Genomic DNA, 15,962 nt, shown 5'->3' with positions numbered 1-15,962 from the left:
CGCGCCCCGCCGCCGTGCCCCAGGGCGCGATCGTGGTGGCCGGCGGGCGCGGTGCCAAGTCGCTGGCCCGGGCAGCCGGCAAGGGCCCGGCGGCCAAGGCGCGGGCAAAACGCTAGTCCGGGCTACCTGATAAAATTGCACGTTTTGCGCCCCGCGCGCGCCACCCGGAGAACCGCATGCAGCAGTACCAGCAACTGATCGAAACCGTCCTTGCCGAAGGCAGCTGGCAGGACAATCGCACGGGCATCCGCACCCTGTCGGTGCCGGGCGCGATGATGCGCTTCGATCTGTCGAAGGGCTTCCCGGCCGTGACGACGAAGAAGCTGGCCTTCAAGTCCGTCGTGGGCGAGTTGTGTGCCTTCCTGCGCGCCTCGCGCAGCGCGGCGGACTTCCGTGCACTGGGTTGCAAGGTGTGGGACCAGAACGCCAACGAGAACCGGCAGTGGCTCGCCAACCCCTACCGAGCCGGCATGGACGACCTGGGCCCCGTGTACGGCGTGCAGTGGCGCCAGTGGCCGGCCTACAAGGTGCTCGATGCGGCCGCCGATGCCCAGATCGCAGCTGCCCAACGCAATGGCTTCACCGTGGTGGCGCCGCTGGAGGAAAACGGCGTGGCCAAGGTGCTGCTGTACAAGGCGGTCGATCAGCTGCGCGAATGCCTCGACACGATCATGAACGACCCCGGCAGCCGCCGCATCCTGTTCCACGGCTGGAATCCGGCCGTGCTGGACGAAGTGGCGCTGCCGGCCTGCCACCTGCTGTACCAGTTCATCCCGAACGCGACGACGAAGGAAATCTCGCTGTGCCTGTACGTGCGCAGCAACGATATCGGCCTGGGCACGCCGTTCAATATCGCCGAAGGCGCCGTGCTGCTGGAACTGGTGGGGCGCCTGACGGGCTACACGCCGCGCTGGTTCAGCTACTTCATCGGCGACGCCCACATCTACGAAAACCACCTGGACATGGTGCGCGAGCAGCTCAAGCGCGAGCCGTTCGCCGCGCCGCGGCTGACGATCTCGGCGCGCGTGCCGGCGTTTGCCGACACGGGCAAGTACGAACCCGAATGGCTGGAAAAGATCGAGCCCTCCGACTTCAGCCTGGAAGGCTACGAGCACCACGCGCCGCTTACCGCGCCGATGGCGGTGTGAGCGCCTAGCGCCGCCGCAAGTTGAAGTCCCTGGCCTGCCGGTCGTACGTCTCGATGGACCGTTCGACATGCAGGCGCAAGGCATCGCCCGTCAGCGAGAACGGATACAGCCCCGCCTCCTCGCGCAGCCGGGCGAAGCCGGGCGACGATTCCATCCGGGCGAACGCGGCGACCCAGCGCAAGTAATCGGCGTCCGCCACGCCAGGCCCCATCCATACACCCCGGATCACGGGCCACACGACGTCATAACCCTGCTCGCGCGCGGTGGGAATGCCGGCCAGCTTGCCGGGCAGCCGCCGCTCGGACAGCACGGCCAGGACCTTCACGTTCGCCGCGCCCGCATACAGCAGCGCTTCGGAGGTGTCGCCCGACACGGCTTGCACGTGCCCCGCCTGCATGGCGACGAACTGTTCGCCGCCTCCCTCGAGCGCGACGAAGCGCATCTGGCGCGGGTCGATGCCGGCCTGCCGCACCAGCAGGGCCATCTTGATCCAGTCCTGGCTGCCGATGGTGCCGGACATGCCGATGACGACCCGTTTCGGGTCGCGCCGCAGCGCCTCGACCAGGTCGCGCAGGCTGCCGTAGGGCGAATTGGCCGGCACGGCGATCATGCCGTAGTCCGTGCCGAAGGCAGCCACCCAGCGCACGTCGGCGGCGCTGGCCTTGCCGAACTTGCCCTGGGCCAGGTTCAGGATGGAGCCGCCGGAAAACGCCACCAGCGTATCGGGCTCGGCGCGCCGGCGCGACGCCAGCGTGTGCCATGCCACCGCGCCGACGCCGCCGGGCAGGTAGCGCAAGGCCAGTTGGGGCGCCCCGGGACTGTCCGCCAGCGCCGCCTGGGCCAGCCGGCACGTCAGGTACATGGCGCCGCCCGGCTTGGACGGGATCAGGCACTCGGCCGCGCGCGGCGCCGCCCTGCCGTCCAGGCAGAACAAGGCAAGGGCCGGCAACAGGAAAGAAAGTAGTCGCTTCACGCCCGCCATCATACGCCGGCCCGGCTGAAAGCTAAATGAAAGGCGCGCACCCGTATAGTCTGGCCAAACAAGACCATATAACCAAGATAACATCCGGAGACGCCCATGCCCGCCTTGCCATCCCCGCACCTTGCGCCCGCCATCCTGGCCGCGCCCGTCGCGCCACCCGCACCTGGTCCGTATTTCCGCACCGCCTGAACCACCCCCGCACTTGCAGCCGTAGAACAGGCCCCGCGCCTGGAAGGAGAATTCGTATGTTGACCGTACTGGCCTATTCGATGGTCGTAGTTTTCATGTTCCTCATCATGACCAAGCGCCTGCCCGCCCTGGTCGCGCTGATCGTCGTGCCCATCGCCTTTGGCCTCCTGGGCGGCTTCGGCGCGGCGCTGGGGCCGATGATGCTCACGGGGATCAAGAACCTGGCACCGACGGGCGTCATGCTGATGTTCGCCATCCTGTACTTCGGCATCATGATCGACGCCGGCCTGTTCGATCCGGCCGTGCGCCTGATCCTGCGCCTGGTGCAGGGCGACCCGATGAAGATCGTCGTCGGCACGGCCGCGCTGGCGATGTTCATCTCGCTCGACGGCGACGGCGCCACCACCTACATGATCACCGTGTCGGCCATGCTGCCGCTGTACAAGCGGCTCGGCATGAGCCGGCTGGTGCTGGCCTGCGTCATCATGCTGGCCGGCGGCGTGTTCAATATCCTGCCGTGGGGCGGCCCGACGGCCCGCGCCGCCAGCGCGCTGGGCGTGGACGTGAGCGACATCTTCGTGCCGATGATCCTGCCGATGGCCGTGACGGCCCTGTGGGTGCTGTTCGTCGCTTACATGCTGGGGATGAAGGAGCGCAAGCGCGTCGGCGTCGTCACGCTCGATGCCCAGGCCCAGGCTAAACCGCAGCCAACGCAAGCGGGCGAGCTGCAGCCGGCCTTCGCCGACCTGGCGTTGCCGGGCCGGATGAACGGCACCACCGGCGTGCATGGCGCGTACGCCGCCGGCATGGCTCGCGAGAACAACGTGCTGCCCATGCCGGGCAGCCGCCATGACGGCAGCGCCACGATCACCACTGTCGGCGCCACCATCGACGCGGACACCGGCGCGAGCATCAGCGGCTCCCCGCCCGGCGTCGCCCGTCCGAAACTGATCTGGGTGAACTTCCTGCTGACGGCCGCGCTGATGGTATCGCTGATCATGGGCGCCCTGCCCCTGCCCGCGCTGTTCATGATCTTCTTCGCGCTGGCCATCATGATCAACTATCCGAAGATGCAGGACCAGAAGGAGCGCATCGCGGCGCACGCGGCCAATGTACTGCCGGTCGTGTCGCTGATCTTCGCCGCCGGTATTTTCGTCGGCATCCTGCAGGGCACGAAGATGGTCGACGCCATCGCCACCAGCGTCATCACGGCCATTCCCACCTGGATGGGCCCTTACCTGGCCATCGTCACGGGCATCCTCAGCATCCCGTTCACCTTCTTCATCTCGAACGACGCCTTCTATTTCGGCATCGTGCCCGTGCTGGCCAAGGCCGCCGCCGTGTACGGCATCTCGGCGGCCGAAATCGGCCGGGCCTCGATCATCGGCCAGCCGGTGCACCTGCTCAGCCCACTGGTCGCGTCGACCTACCTGCTGGTGGGCCTGTCCGAAGTGGAGTTCGGCGACCACCAGCGCTACACCCTGCTGTGGTCCGTCACGGCGGCGCTGGTGATGCTGGTGGCGGCCGTGCTGTTCGGCGTGATTCCGTTGATAGGGCAGGTCTAGTGTGGTGAATCGCGAGTTCGTTGACAAATAAATCTGACGAAATCGCTTCAAGACAAGGCGGAAATGCGCGGTAAGGCCGGGGCCTTTCCGCACATTTTCAACGCAGTATTGGAGCGATTCTCGTCGGATTCATTCAATGAACCCGTGATTCACCACACTAGCCCGCGGCAGGCGCCATCGACGCCACCAGCGCGTGGTACCAGCGCTCCTTGCGCGTCTTGTGCAGCTGGTACCAGGCCCGGATCGTTTCGGGCCGCCACACTTTCGCCATCTTCAGCACCTCGGCCGTGAACTCCAGCGGCGCCAGTCCCGTGGCCGTCAGCAGGTTCTCGCCGCGCACGGCCGGCTCGTTGCGGTACAGCTTTTCGCCCCGGTAGGCCGGGCAGCCCTGCTTCAGGAGTTCGAGGTTGTTGCTGGTGTGGCGGCGTTGGTCGAGGGCGCCGACGGCGGCCAGGCCGTCGGTGGCGCCGCAGATGGCCGCCACGTAATGGCCCTGGTCCAGCGCGTCGCGCGCCCGTTCCAGCAAGGGCCGCGTGGCCGGCTGGTCCCACGTCTCGCCGCCCGGCAGCACCAGCACGTCGCCCTGTTCCAGCACCAGATCGGCAAGCGCCACGTCGGGTTCATAGGTCACACCGCCCATGCTGGTGACGGGGTCCAGGGTCAGCCCCACCTTCAGGAAGGCGAAGTCCATCAGCGGATTGGCGAAAAAGCGCCGGCTGTGCAGCTCCGCCGTCAGGTAGCCGATCTCCCAATCGGCCAGCGTCTCGATCACCGCCAGATAGACTTTCATGCCGCGCCTCCCGTGTTGTCAAAAAACCCAGTATAGCGCGGCGGCGACGCCGGTCCCTGCGGCAGTGCCGCCGGAATGGTGCGGCTGTCGCTGCCGTCATACATCGCGTCGATGGTCGCGGCACGCCGGGCCAGAACGGCGGCCTGGTTGACGGTGTTCTTGTCGGTCAGCTCGCGCCCGTCGAGCGATGGCGGCTCGGCCTCCAGCCGCAGCAGGGCCACCCTGGTTGCCGAACCGGTCGCGTCGGCATTGAGCCTTGCCAGCAGGCCGGCGAAGAAGGCGCGCACGGGCACGCTGTCCAGTACCGCTTCGGCCGGTGCGCCGGGCGGCAGGCCCGAGAGGGCATGGCAGTGCGCCAGGCGGGGAAACACCAGCAGCCCGATCGCGGGCCGGTCGATGCCCGTGACGACGGCGTCGTGCACATACGGCGCGCCGGCGCCGATGACCCTGGCCCGCAGGGGCCCGGCGCTGACGAACGTACCCGTGCCCAGCTTGAAGTCCTCGGCGATGCGGCCGTCGAACATGAAGCCCAGCGCGGGTCGCGCCGCGTCGGCGAAACGCAGCGCGTCGCCCGTGCGGTAATAGCCTTCCTCGTCGAAGGCTGCGGCCGTCAGGGCCGCCGAACGCCAGTAGCCCGGCGTCACGTGCGGGCCCTTGAAGCGGGCCTCGAACTTGTCGCCCACGGGCGCGAGCTTGACCCGGCAACCGGGCGCCGGCACGCCCACGTAGCCGGCCCGCACGACGTCGCCAGTGCCGAAGGTGCATGCGGGCGACGTCTCCGTCATGCCCAGCCCCGTCATGATGCGCACCGATTCGCCGCAATGCTTGACGGCGATGGCATCGAGCCGGTCCCACGTGGCCTGCGACAGGCCCGCCCCGGCGCAGAAGAACAGCTGGACGCGCGAGAAGAAGGTGTCGCGCAGCGCCCCGTCCACTTCCAGCGCTTCGGCCAGCAAATCCCAGCCCGTCGGGATATTGAAGTAGGCGGTGGGTGCGACCTCTTTCAGGTTGGCCACGGTGGTGCCGAAGTCCTGCGGCGTGGGGCGGCCCTCGTCCAGGTACAGGGTGCCACCGTTATACAGCGCGATGCCGACATTGTGGCTGCCGCCAAAGGTGTGGTTCCACGGCAGCCAGTCGACCAGCACGGGCGGCGCCTCGGCGAAGAAGGGAAAGGTCTGCAGCAGCATCTGCTGGTTGCTGCCCAACATGCCATGGGTCGTGATGACGGCCTTCGGCTGCCTCGTCGAGCCGGACGTGAAGAGGAACTTGCCGATGGTCGCCGGGCCGATGGCGGCATTGGCGGCGTCGACGTCGGCGGGCGCCACGGCCAGCAGGTCGGCCAGGCGCGTGGCGGCAAGGCCGGGCACGTCGCCGCGATCGAGGATCAGCTCCGCCCCGGCGGGCAGCGCACCGGCGATGGCACGGCCGAACGGTGCGCCGTCGCTGGCGTACACGGCGCCCGGAGTCAGTTGCGCCAGCATGTCGCGCAGCCGGCCGACATCCGTCGCCACCAGCGACCAGGCCGGCGACACGGGCACGTACGGCACACCCGCATACAGCGCCCCCAGCGCCAGCTGCAGGTGCTGCAGGTCGTTGCCGGACAGGATCACCAGCGGCCGCTCGGCCGACAGGCCCCGGTCCAGCAGGGCCTGACCGATGTGGCGGGCGTGGTCCAGCATCCGCGCATACGTGATGTGCATCCATGCACCGCCGGCGCCGCGCCGGGCCACCAGCGTGCGCTCCGGGTGATCGCGCGCGCCCCGCACGAGGCAGTCCGTGAAGCGCCGCGGCGCCGGGCCCAGCGGCGTGAGCGCGTCGACATGCCACGTATCGCCATCGCGGCGCACGGCAACGTCGGGATGGCCGATATGGACGCCGCGGCACGGCACGGGCGGGTTCGGCGCTTCAGTCATGGGACGCAGTCGGGTCGGGGTAACGCAAAAGCGCGGTTTGAAACATCACAGTTCTCCTTGCACAGCATGGTTGCAGCCGTTCTTGCCCGCAATCGTGCCAGGCGTTTGCGGCAGCGGGATCATCTCACGGTTCGACCCCATTGCATTGCGTCATCCAGGCCCGGGCGATCGACGCGCCGGCTGCGCAAGAACACAAGTCGTTTTTTTGACTGTTTTTTGACCGTTCCCGGAGCGTCGCGCGGAACTGCATGAAGTCGTCCGTGGTCATACGAAGGACAAATAACAATCAGGGGTGAGTTATGAACGTGCATATGAACAAGCATAAAGCCCGGAGTCAGGACCAGCATGCCGGCCGGGATGGCGAACGGGCAAGCACGCTGGCAGCGGGCGGTTCCGCGCCGCAGGGGCAAGCCGGCGTCCTGCCGGAGCGGCAGGCCAAGGCCTTGCAGGAGCTGTTCGGCCGCTGCACAACCTTGGCCCAATGCCTGGACGTCATCGACGGGCGCGGCGCCACCTTGCGCAACTGTCCCCATTGCGGCGCCAACCGGCTGTACCGGCACGGCTTCGCCAGCGGACTACAGCGCTTCCGCTGCCCCAGCTGCCGCAAGACGTGCAATGCGCTGACGGGCACGCCGCTGGCCCACCTGCGCCGCCGCGACCGCTGGCGCCCCTTCCTGGAAAGCCTGATCGAATCGCTGTCCGTACGCGATTCGGCCACCCTGGTTGGCATCCACCGCAACACCAGCTTCCGCTGGCGACACCGCTTCCTCGCCGCCGGGCGCCACGATGGCGAGGATGGCGGCAACGGGCCGGGCCATTAGGGTACGGCGCCCAACGCGCCCGGCAACGCGAGGCAAGACAGACGGCATCGGCGGTGCTGACGCCGTCGGACGCACCGGCGCTTGCGCTTTGAACACCCGGGCTTCCGCGGCCACCGGCGCGGGGCAAGCTGCGTGCCCTGGGCATCGGCCCCGTTTGCCGGTATTCACGCGGGCCGACCTTTTGGCACCCGGCCCCGCGTCGGTGCCTCGCGCCTGCGGCACCGGGCCACCGCGCCGCGCGGCGCCCTGCACACCGGCCCGTGCACGCCCTGTCCTCGACCACGGCGCTGTCCTGGGCCTGTCCCTGGCGCCCTCTCCCTGGCCCTCTCCCTGGCCCTCTCCCTGGCCCACTCCTTGGTCCTCCCTTGGCCCTGTCCGGACTCTGTCCTTGACCTAGTCCCTGCCACCGCTCCGGCCCTGCCCTCGCTCCCGGGCCCGGCCCGGACGGCACCTGCGGGAATGCCTCTATAATATGGCCCGCTAACGGACCCTTATTCATGACACAACTTTCCATTATCGTCGCCATCGACCGCAACAACGGCATCGGCATCGACAACCAGATGCCCTGGCACCTGCCGGAGGAACTAGCCCACTTCAAGCGCGTGACGACGGGCCACCCCATCATCATGGGCCGCAAGACCTTCGATTCGATCGGCCGGCCCCTGCCGAACCGCCGCAGCATCGTCGTCACCCGCAATGGCGACTGGCGCCACGACGGCGTCGAGGCCGTGTCGTCGCTCCAGGCCGCCGTCGCGCTGGTGGGCGACGCGCCCGCCTTCGTCATCGGCGGCGCGCAGGTCTTCGAGCAGGGCATGGCCCTGGCGGACCGCCTGATCGTCACCCATATCGACCGGGCCTTCGACTGCGACACCTTCTTTCCCGCCATCGATCCGACCGTGTGGCAGGAAACCCAACGGCAGGCGTATGATTCGGCCAGCGGATTGCCCTATACGATCGTCACCTACCAGCGCAAGCGCTGAGCAGGAAACAGCGGATGCCGGACAAGAATCTTTATTGGAATTTTTTCACCGGTTGCCCGTGATTTCTGCGAGAATCCCGATTCTTTTTTTTGGGCACAACCCATACGGCGCGATGCGGTCACCCTCCGCACGCCCAGCGACGCCCCGGTAACTGATAAGACCGGGGCGCTTCTTCTTTTTGGAGACATCATGAAATTTCGTTTCCCCATCGTCATCATCGACGAGGACTTCCGTTCCGAGAACAGCTCCGGCCTGGGCATTCGTGCCCTGGCGGCGGCCATGGAAAAGGAAGGCATGGAAGTGCTGGGCGTTACCAGCTACGGCGACCTGTCCCAGTTCGCCCAACAGCAGTCGCGCGCATCGGCATTCGTGCTGTCGATCGACGACGAGGAATTCGGCGCCGGCTCGGTCGAGGAAACCGACCATGCGCTGAAGTCGCTGCGCGCCTTCGTCGAGGAAATCCGCTACAAGAACGCCGACATCCCCATCTACCTGTACGGTGAAACCCGCACGTCGCGCCATATCCCGAACGATATCCTGCGCGAGCTGCACGGCTTCATCCACATGTTCGAGGACACCCCGGAATTCGTCGCGCGCCACATCATCCGCGAAGCGAAGTCCTACCTGGACGGCCTGTCGCCACCGTTCTTCCGCGCGCTGGTGCACTACGCCAACGACGGCTCTTACTCGTGGCACTGCCCCGGCCACTCGGGCGGCGTGGCCTTCCTGAAGTCGCCGATCGGCCAGATGTTCCACCAGTTCTTCGGCGAGAACATGCTGCGCGCCGACGTCTGCAACGCCGTCGAGGAACTGGGCCAGCTGCTGGACCACACGGGCCCCGTCGCCGCTTCCGAGCGCAATGCCGCCCGCATCTACAACGCGGACCACTGCTACTTCGTGACCAACGGCACGTCGACGTCGAACAAGATGGTGTGGCACAGCACCGTGGCGCCGGGCGACATCGTCGTCGTCGACCGCAACTGCCACAAGTCGATCCTGCACTCGATCATCATGTGCGGCGCCATTCCCGTGTTCCTGATGCCGACCCGCAATCACCTGGGCATCATCGGTCCCATCCCGCTGGAAGAATTCACGATGGAGTCGATCCAGCGCAAGATCGACAACAACCCGTTCGCCCGCGACGCCGCCAACAAGAAGCCGCGCATCCTGACGATCACGCAGTCCACCTACGACGGCGTCGTCTACAACGTGGAAACCCTGCGCGAAATGCTGGACGGTAAGATCGATACGCTGCACTTCGACGAAGCGTGGCTGCCGCACGCCACCTTCCACGACTTCTACAAGGATATGCACGCTATCGGCAAGGACCGCCCGCGCGCCAAGGAGTCGATGATCTTCTCGACCCAGTCCACCCACAAGCTGCTGGCCGGCCTGTCGCAGGCTTCCCAGGTGCTGGTGCGCGAATCGGAAACCGTCAAGCTGGACAAGGACGCCTTCAACGAGGCCTACCTGATGCACACGTCGACGTCGCCGCAGTATTCCATCATTGCCTCGTGCGACGTGGCCGCGGCCATGATGGAAGCGCCGGGCGGCACGGCCCTGGTCGAGGAATCGATCCTGGAAGCGCTGGACTTCCGCCGCGCCATGCGCAAGATCGACGAGGAATGGGGCAGCGACTGGTGGTTCAAGGTATGGGGTCCGGAGCACTTCGCCGAGGAAGGCATCGGCACCCAGGCCGACTGGATCATCCGTGCCGAGGACGACTGGCACGGCTTCGGCAAGCTGGCGCCGGGCTTCAACATGCTCGACCCGATCAAGGCGACCATCGTCAACCCGGGCCTGTCGCTGGACGGCCAGTTCGCCGACACGGGCATTCCCGCGTCGATCGTGACGAAGTACCTGGCCGAGCACGGCGTCATCGTCGAGAAGTGCGGCCTGTACTCGTTCTTCATCATGTTCACCATCGGCATCACGAAAGGCCGCTGGAACACCTTGCTGACGGCCCTGCAGCAGTTCAAGGACGACTTCGACAAGAACGCGCCGCTGTGGCGCATCCTGCCGGAATTCTCGGCGGCCAACCCGCGCTACGAGAAGATGGGCCTGCGCGACCTGTGCCAGCAGATCCACGACTTCTACAAGGCCTACGACGTGGCCCGCCTGACGACGGAGATGTACCTGTCGGACATGATCCCCGCCATGAAGCCGTCGGACGCGTTCGCCAAGATGGCACACCGCGAGATCGAGCGCGTTGCCATCGACGAGCTGGAAGGCCGCATCACGTCGATCCTGCTGACGCCTTACCCGCCGGGCATTCCGCTGCTGATCCCGGGCGAGCGCTTCAACAAGACCATCGTCGACTACCTGCGTTTCGCACGCGACTTCAACGAACGCTTCCCCGGCTTCGAGACGGACGTGCACGGCCTCGTCAAGCGCGAAGTGAACGGCAAGCGCGACTACTTCGTCGACTGCGTGCGGCAATAAGCATCACGGCGGCGGCCGCCCGGCCGCCGCCCGTTCTCCTTCCCCGCCATCCCGGCCGTTCGATGCTGCCGGGATCGGTCAAGCGGTCCGGCAGCCGCTCATCGCCCGTTGCCACTGTCCGCAAGGTCTTTTTTAGTCTCACCCACCGCACGACACGACTGCTATATTGATAGCAGCACCGGCATGCCGGCGCCTATAAAGCATGAGGTCGCAATGACGACATCGCTGTGGGTCCAGACCGTGGGGAATCCCGCCCGTGAAGTGGCGCTGGCCCTGTGCGCCCAATTAGCCGCCGCCGGCGTCACGGTCGCCGGGCAGCCGGGCCAGGGCTTCGGCGTGCTGCTGTGCGGCGCCCGCGCGGAGATGGCGGAGACCTTGCAATCGCTGTCCGGCCAGGCGGCCGTGCTGGCCGTCGACTGCGCGGCCGAGCCCCTCGAGCCGGAAGCCATGTGGGGCATGCTGGAAGCGGGCGCGACAGACCTGCTGCCGTGGACATCCGCCGAGCTGTGCGCGCAGCAGATCGTCGCGCGCCTGCAACGGTGGGATGCCGTGCGGCGCCTGATGCATTCCAGCGCCGTACAGGGCTGGCTCGTGGGCGACAGCAACATCTGGCGCGCCCTCGTCCACAGCGTCGTCGAAGTCTCCGCGTTCACGCAGTCCCCCGTGCTGATCACGGGCGAGACGGGCACGGGCAAGGACCTGATCGCCCAGCTGATCCATAAACTGTCAGGCACGACGGGCGAGCTGACCGTTCTGGACTGCACCACCCTGTCGCCGGAACTGGCCGGCTCGGAACTGTTCGGCCACGAACGGGGCGCCTTCACGGGCGCCACCAATGCCCGCGACGGCGCCTTCGCGATGGCCGACGGCGGCATCCTGTTCCTCGACGAAGTGGGCGAACTGCCGCTGCCCCTGCAGGCGCAACTGCTGCGCGTGGTGCAGGAACACAAGTACAAACGGGTCGGCAGCAATACCTGGCACCCCAGCCACTTCCGCCTCGTGTGCGCTACCAACCGCGACCTGGAAGCGGCCGTTGCCGCCGGCACCTTCCGCGCCGACCTGTACTACCGCATCGCCGGCTGGCGCTGCCGCCCGCCACCGCTGCGCGAACGCCGCAGCGACATCCTGCCCCTGGTCGACCATTTCCTGCGCCAGCTCGACCCGAAAGGCCACGGCCGCCAGCTCGACCCTGCCGTGCGCGAATACCTGCTCAGCCGCGACTACCGGGGCAATGTGCGCGACCTGCGCCAGACCGTGGCCCGCATCTGGTACCGCCACACGGGTCCCGGCCCCATCACCATCGGCGACGTGCCGCCCGACGAGCGCCTGCGCGGCACACCCACCTGGCCCGACCAGCCCTTCTGCGACGCCATCCGCGACGCCATCGACCGCGGCGTCACCCTCGCCCGGCTGGGGCAGGTGGCGGCCGACCTGGCCATCCGCACGGCGCTGGAACAGGAAGGCGACAACAACCAGCGTGCCGCCCAGCGGCTCGGGGTCACGGACCGGGCCTTGCAGATAAGGCGCAAGGCGCGGGCGGATGCGGAGCGGAAGGACGAATAGGAGCGCCCCAGGAATTCAATTTCATCGTTCAAGGTCCGCGTGGACTGAAGCAATGCCGCCGGCAGCTTGCGGCCATACCACCTCCATGACGCTGGCTTCCCTCGCGAAACCATGGCCGATCCTCGCCGCGCAAACGCCAATCCTCCAGGCACGCGCTGTGTCTGAACAGCCGCGTTCAGCTTGACCCTCGCCAACGCGACGGCAACTTTTCTCCGCCGGCTACGCAAATTTCCTACGATGCATATCAGCAACAGCTGCCGGCCGAGGACATGCGTGCGCCACCTTGCACGTGGATTGCCCTGGTCGCTGCGCCGCAGAACTCGACGACAACCATGTCCGACTCAACTGATGAGCCACGCGATGACTGACCTGCAAGCACTGCTGGACGACCACCAGGGCACGCGCCTGCTGCGCCTGTCGTTCCCACGAAATGACGGCCCGCAAGCCAGGCTAATGGTGAACCGGTTCGACGGCACCGAATATCTGTCCCGGGACTTCGAATTCAAGGTCGAACTCCTGAGCGACGATGCCAGGATGGCGCTCGAGGCGCTGCACGGCAAGCTGCTGTGCGTCTCGCTGGTACAGGGTGACGGCAGCCTGCGTCCGTTCACCGGCTATGTCACGTCGCTGAAGCTGGTCAAGACGGATGGCGGCGTCGCGTTCTACGAGGCCGTGCTGAGGCCATGGCTGGCCTACCTGCGCCTGCGGCGGAACAACCGCCTGTTCCATGTGCAAAGCCTGCGCGAGCAGGCAGAGGCGATCTTCACCGCCTACGGCAGCCTGCCCGCGTGGGAATGGGAAGTCGCCGGCGAACAGCCGCAGTTCACGATGGCCACGCAATGGGACGAGACCGATCACAACTACGTGTGCCGGCGTTGGGAAGGGGCGGGCTACAGCTACTGGTTCGAACACAGCAGCGATGGCCACACCCTCAGGGTCTGCGACGACACCCGTAAAGCAGCACCGATCGACGGCCAATCGCCCGGCATCCGCTTCCAGCGCGCCGGTGGCGCGACCGAAGAGGACGCCATTGGCGACTGGAGCACGGTGCGCCAATGGGCGTCCGCCCAGTCGGCGGTGAGCGGCTTCGACTTCAAGCAACCGCAACCGGTGCGTGCCGACAGCGTCACCATGGAGCAGCAAGGCGATATTCCAATGCTGCAAGTGCACAGCTATGAGGGGCATTACGGCTTCAGGCACCAGTCCGGCGCCTACGAACTGTCGCGCCTGCGCATGGAGGAAATCGAAGCCCGCGGCAAGCTGTACGAAGCAAAAGGGAACAACCGGCACGTCGCCGCCGGCCGGTGGTTCAAGCTGCTCGACCATTTCAGCGAAAGCGAAGACAGCGACTTCCTGATCCTGGAAGTGCATCACGAAGCCAGCAACAATTACCTGCAAGGCAAGGGTGCGGTCTCCGAATACAAGAACCGCCTGCTGTGCCATCGCAAGGCCCTGCCCTGGCGGCCGGGACGCGGTTTCAACAGCACGAATACCAGACTGCTTGCCCTGCAGACGGCCATCGTCGTCGGCCAGGAAGGCCAGGGCAGCCTGAACGTGGACGAGTACGGGCGCGTCCAGGTCAGGTTCCACTGGGACCGCGACGAAAGCGGCAGCTGCTGGGTAAGGGTCAGCAGCAACTGGGCCGGCGGCGAGAAGGGCCTGGCCAGTCATCCGCGGGTGGGATCGGAAGTGATCGTGCAATGGCTCGACGGCAATCCTGACCATCCCATCGTCACCGGTTCCGTGCACAACCAGGGCTACATGCCGCCGTGGAAGCTGCCCGACCAGCGGGCACTGACGGGAATCAGGAGCCGGGAACTGACTACCAATGGCGGCAACACGCCCGGGGGACGCGGCAATCACCTGGTGCTGGATGACACAGAAGGACGGATCCAGGCCCAGCTCAGGAGCGACCACCTCGCCAGCCAGCTCAGCCTCGGTCACCTCCACCGCATCGAGGACCATGCCGGCCGCAAGGACGCGCGCGGCCAGGGCTTCGAGCTGCGCACCGACGGTATCGGTGCGGTGCGCGCCCAGCAGGGCCTGCTGCTGAGCACCGAAGGAAGGCCCAACGCCCGTGCCCATATCACCGACATGGCGGAGACGCTGGCACGCATGACGCAGGGCCAGGCATTGCACGACAGCCTGTCGCAGGCCGCGCAGGGGGCACAGGCGCATCAGCCGGGCGACCAGGACCAGGTCGTCGCCGCGCTGCAGGCGCAGGTCGACGCCCTCAAAGGCCAGGGCGGCACGCCGGCTCAAGGCGAGTTCCCGGAATTCCAGGCGCCCCACCTGCTTCTCGCCAGCCCCGCCGGCATCGAAACGAGCACGCAGGGTTCCACGCACCTGATGAGCGTGGAGCACAACGCCGTGACCAGCGGCGGTCATACCAGCCTGAGCGCGGGCAAGAGCCTGCTCGTCAGCGTCAAGGAAGCGGTGCGCATGTTTGCCTACAGGGCCGGCATGAAGCTGGTGGCGGCCAGCGCCGACATCGACATCAGCGCCTTGAAGGACAGCGTCAACATCCTGGCCAAGCTCAACATCACCCATACCGCCAACCGGATCACGATCACGGCAAAGGAAGAGGTGGTAATCAACGGCGGCTCCAGCTTCACCCGCTGGAACGCATCGGGGATCGTTCACGGCACCAAAGGCAAGTGGGTCCAACACGCGGCGAAACACAGCTTCGATCCCGGCAAGAGCGAAGGCACGCCGGCCTTGCCGCAGACCGTGCAGCTGGCGCCGGGACAACTCGACCTGTATCACCAGTACGTCAGCACGGAAGGCAACAACAAGGACGGCATCCGGCAAGGCGACTACACCGTCGTTGACGCCGAAGGTGGCACCCGCCAGGGCACGCTCGATGACAACGGCTTTGCCAGCGTGGCGGGCCTGCCGATGGGGATGGCCACGGTCAGCTACGGCAAGGACCCGCGTGATCCGTGGGATGAAGGCAGCTGCTTTGGAGAGGGAACCGAATGGCCGACTGATGCTGCGCCCGAGGGTGGCGCCGCTTCGATGGCCGCAACGTCCGGCCAACCAGCGCCGGTGCCGGGGGCCGGGCTGCTCGCCGGCGGCATCGGCGGCACAGCTGGCAAGGTCGGCGCGATGGCGCAAGCCGCGCAGGGGGCGGCAAGCGCCGTGCAATCGCTGCAACAAGGGGGCGCGCAAGCATTGCTGGCGTCGGTCAAGCGGCAGGCGCTGGCCCATGTCGCTGGCAAGCTGCCGGGCGGCACGACGTTCCTGGCCTCCGGCGCGGGTATGGCCGGCAAGCCTGGTACCGCCGCATCGCCCCCCGGCCTGCCCGCATCGCTGCCGCACAGCGGCGCCGACATCGCGCCCACGCCCTTCAATCCATCCGCCGGATAACAGTGCCATGACCGAACCCACGCAAGGACCATCCAAGCCCGTCGAACGCGCGTCGGAAGTGGCCGTCGCACCGCTGAACACGATCGACCAGCGGGACGTCGGCGCCGGCGCCGCCGCCTTCGACAAATGGCTGCGCAAGATCAGCGACGATTACGTCACCTTGGAGCGCCTGAGCACCGTGGCCGGCAGCCTGCCGGTGG

Annotated in this window: 11 protein-coding genes; 8 read left to right on the top strand and 3 right to left on the bottom strand. The window is 67.0% G+C overall.

Going from position 1 to position 15,962, the window contains the following annotated elements; translation table 11 throughout:
• Positions 1 to 176: 176 nt before the first annotated feature.
• Complete coding sequence (locus GM672_RS24450; RefSeq protein WP_155473136.1) at positions 177 to 1,148, top strand: thymidylate synthase; 972 nt, start codon at positions 177 to 179, stop codon at positions 1,146 to 1,148.
• A 4-nt stretch (positions 1,149 to 1,152) separates the two neighbouring features.
• On the opposite strand, the gene GM672_RS24445 is transcribed toward GM672_RS24450, so the two are convergent.
• On the bottom strand, positions 1,153 to 2,130 hold the full coding sequence (locus GM672_RS24445; RefSeq protein ID WP_229417927.1) for a tripartite tricarboxylate transporter substrate binding protein: 978 nt from the start codon (positions 2,128 to 2,130) through the stop codon (positions 1,153 to 1,155).
• 245 nt (positions 2,131 to 2,375) lie between these two features.
• Here GM672_RS24445 and GM672_RS24440 point away from each other — a divergent pair, with 245 nt between their 5' ends.
• Complete coding sequence (locus GM672_RS24440) at positions 2,376 to 3,884, top strand: CitMHS family transporter (RefSeq protein WP_155473134.1); 1,509 nt, start codon at positions 2,376 to 2,378, stop codon at positions 3,882 to 3,884.
• Between the two features lie 157 nt (positions 3,885 to 4,041).
• Here the strand turns inward: GM672_RS24440 and GM672_RS24435 are convergent, their stop codons facing one another.
• Both GM672_RS24435 and GM672_RS24430 read right to left on the bottom strand, forming a co-directional pair.
• Positions 4,042 to 4,674 carry a DJ-1/PfpI family protein gene (locus GM672_RS24435; RefSeq protein ID WP_155473133.1) on the bottom strand — a complete coding sequence of 211 codons (633 nt, stop codon included), beginning with the start codon at positions 4,672 to 4,674 and terminating at the stop codon, positions 4,042 to 4,044.
• Positions 4,671 to 6,587, bottom strand: a complete 1,917-nt coding sequence (locus tag GM672_RS24430) for a feruloyl-CoA synthase (protein ID WP_155473132.1) — start codon at positions 6,585 to 6,587, stop codon at positions 4,671 to 4,673. Before GM672_RS24430 ends, GM672_RS24435 begins: the two co-directional genes overlap by 4 nt.
• Before the next feature lie 311 nt (positions 6,588 to 6,898).
• Here GM672_RS24430 and GM672_RS30020 point away from each other — a divergent pair, with 311 nt between their 5' ends.
• From GM672_RS30020 to GM672_RS24400, 6 genes are all read left to right on the top strand, one after another.
• A complete protein-coding gene (locus tag GM672_RS30020) occupies positions 6,899 to 7,408 on the top strand; it encodes an IS1/IS1595 family N-terminal zinc-binding domain-containing protein (RefSeq protein WP_155473131.1) in 510 nt (169 codons plus the stop codon).
• A 497-nt stretch (positions 7,409 to 7,905) separates the two neighbouring features.
• A complete protein-coding gene (locus GM672_RS24420; protein ID WP_155473130.1) occupies positions 7,906 to 8,388 on the top strand; it encodes a dihydrofolate reductase in 483 nt (160 codons plus the stop codon).
• A 189-nt stretch (positions 8,389 to 8,577) separates the two neighbouring features.
• Positions 8,578 to 10,830: an arginine/lysine/ornithine decarboxylase gene (locus GM672_RS24415; protein WP_155473129.1), complete on the top strand. Its 2,253-nt coding sequence runs from the start codon at positions 8,578 to 8,580 to the stop codon at positions 10,828 to 10,830.
• A 213-nt stretch (positions 10,831 to 11,043) separates the two neighbouring features.
• Positions 11,044 to 12,393 (top strand): sigma-54-dependent transcriptional regulator, encoded by a 1,350-nt coding sequence (locus GM672_RS24410; RefSeq protein ID WP_155473128.1) that lies wholly within the window; start codon positions 11,044 to 11,046, stop codon positions 12,391 to 12,393.
• 273 nt (positions 12,394 to 12,666) lie between these two features.
• A complete protein-coding gene (locus GM672_RS24405; protein ID WP_371867097.1) occupies positions 12,667 to 15,762 on the top strand; it encodes a type VI secretion system Vgr family protein in 3,096 nt (1,031 codons plus the stop codon).
• 7 nt (positions 15,763 to 15,769) lie between these two features.
• The coding region (locus GM672_RS24400; protein WP_155473127.1) for a hypothetical protein at positions 15,770 to 15,962 on the top strand (193 nt) is incomplete at its 3' end.

The sequence above is a fragment of the Pseudoduganella buxea genome (genome assembly GCF_009720835.1).
GTDB lineage: Bacteria > Pseudomonadota > Gammaproteobacteria > Burkholderiales > Burkholderiaceae_D > Rugamonas > Rugamonas buxea.
The sequence above is the reverse complement of the archived record's forward strand: the minus strand, read 5'-3'. Positions and strand labels throughout refer to the sequence as shown.

What these genes read in the sequence shown, in the direction of transcription:
- GM672_RS24450 (WP_155473136.1), top strand. Translation starts at nt 177, where the DNA reads ATGCAGCAGTACCAGCAACTGATCGAAACCGTCCTTGCCGAAGGCAGC.
- GM672_RS24445 (WP_229417927.1), bottom strand. Translation starts at nt 2,130, where the DNA reads ATGGCGGGCGTGAAGCGACTACTTTCTTTCCTGTTGCCGGCCCTTGCC.
- GM672_RS24440 (WP_155473134.1), top strand. Translation starts at nt 2,376, where the DNA reads ATGTTGACCGTACTGGCCTATTCGATGGTCGTAGTTTTCATGTTCCTC.
- GM672_RS24435 (WP_155473133.1), bottom strand. Translation starts at nt 4,674, where the DNA reads ATGAAAGTCTATCTGGCGGTGATCGAGACGCTGGCCGATTGGGAGATC.
- GM672_RS24430 (WP_155473132.1), bottom strand. Translation starts at nt 6,587, where the DNA reads ATGACTGAAGCGCCGAACCCGCCCGTGCCGTGCCGCGGCGTCCATATC.
- GM672_RS30020 (WP_155473131.1), top strand. Translation starts at nt 6,899, where the DNA reads ATGAACAAGCATAAAGCCCGGAGTCAGGACCAGCATGCCGGCCGGGAT.
- GM672_RS24420 (WP_155473130.1), top strand. Translation starts at nt 7,906, where the DNA reads ATGACACAACTTTCCATTATCGTCGCCATCGACCGCAACAACGGCATC.
- GM672_RS24415 (WP_155473129.1), top strand. Translation starts at nt 8,578, where the DNA reads ATGAAATTTCGTTTCCCCATCGTCATCATCGACGAGGACTTCCGTTCC.
- GM672_RS24410 (WP_155473128.1), top strand. Translation starts at nt 11,044, where the DNA reads ATGACGACATCGCTGTGGGTCCAGACCGTGGGGAATCCCGCCCGTGAA.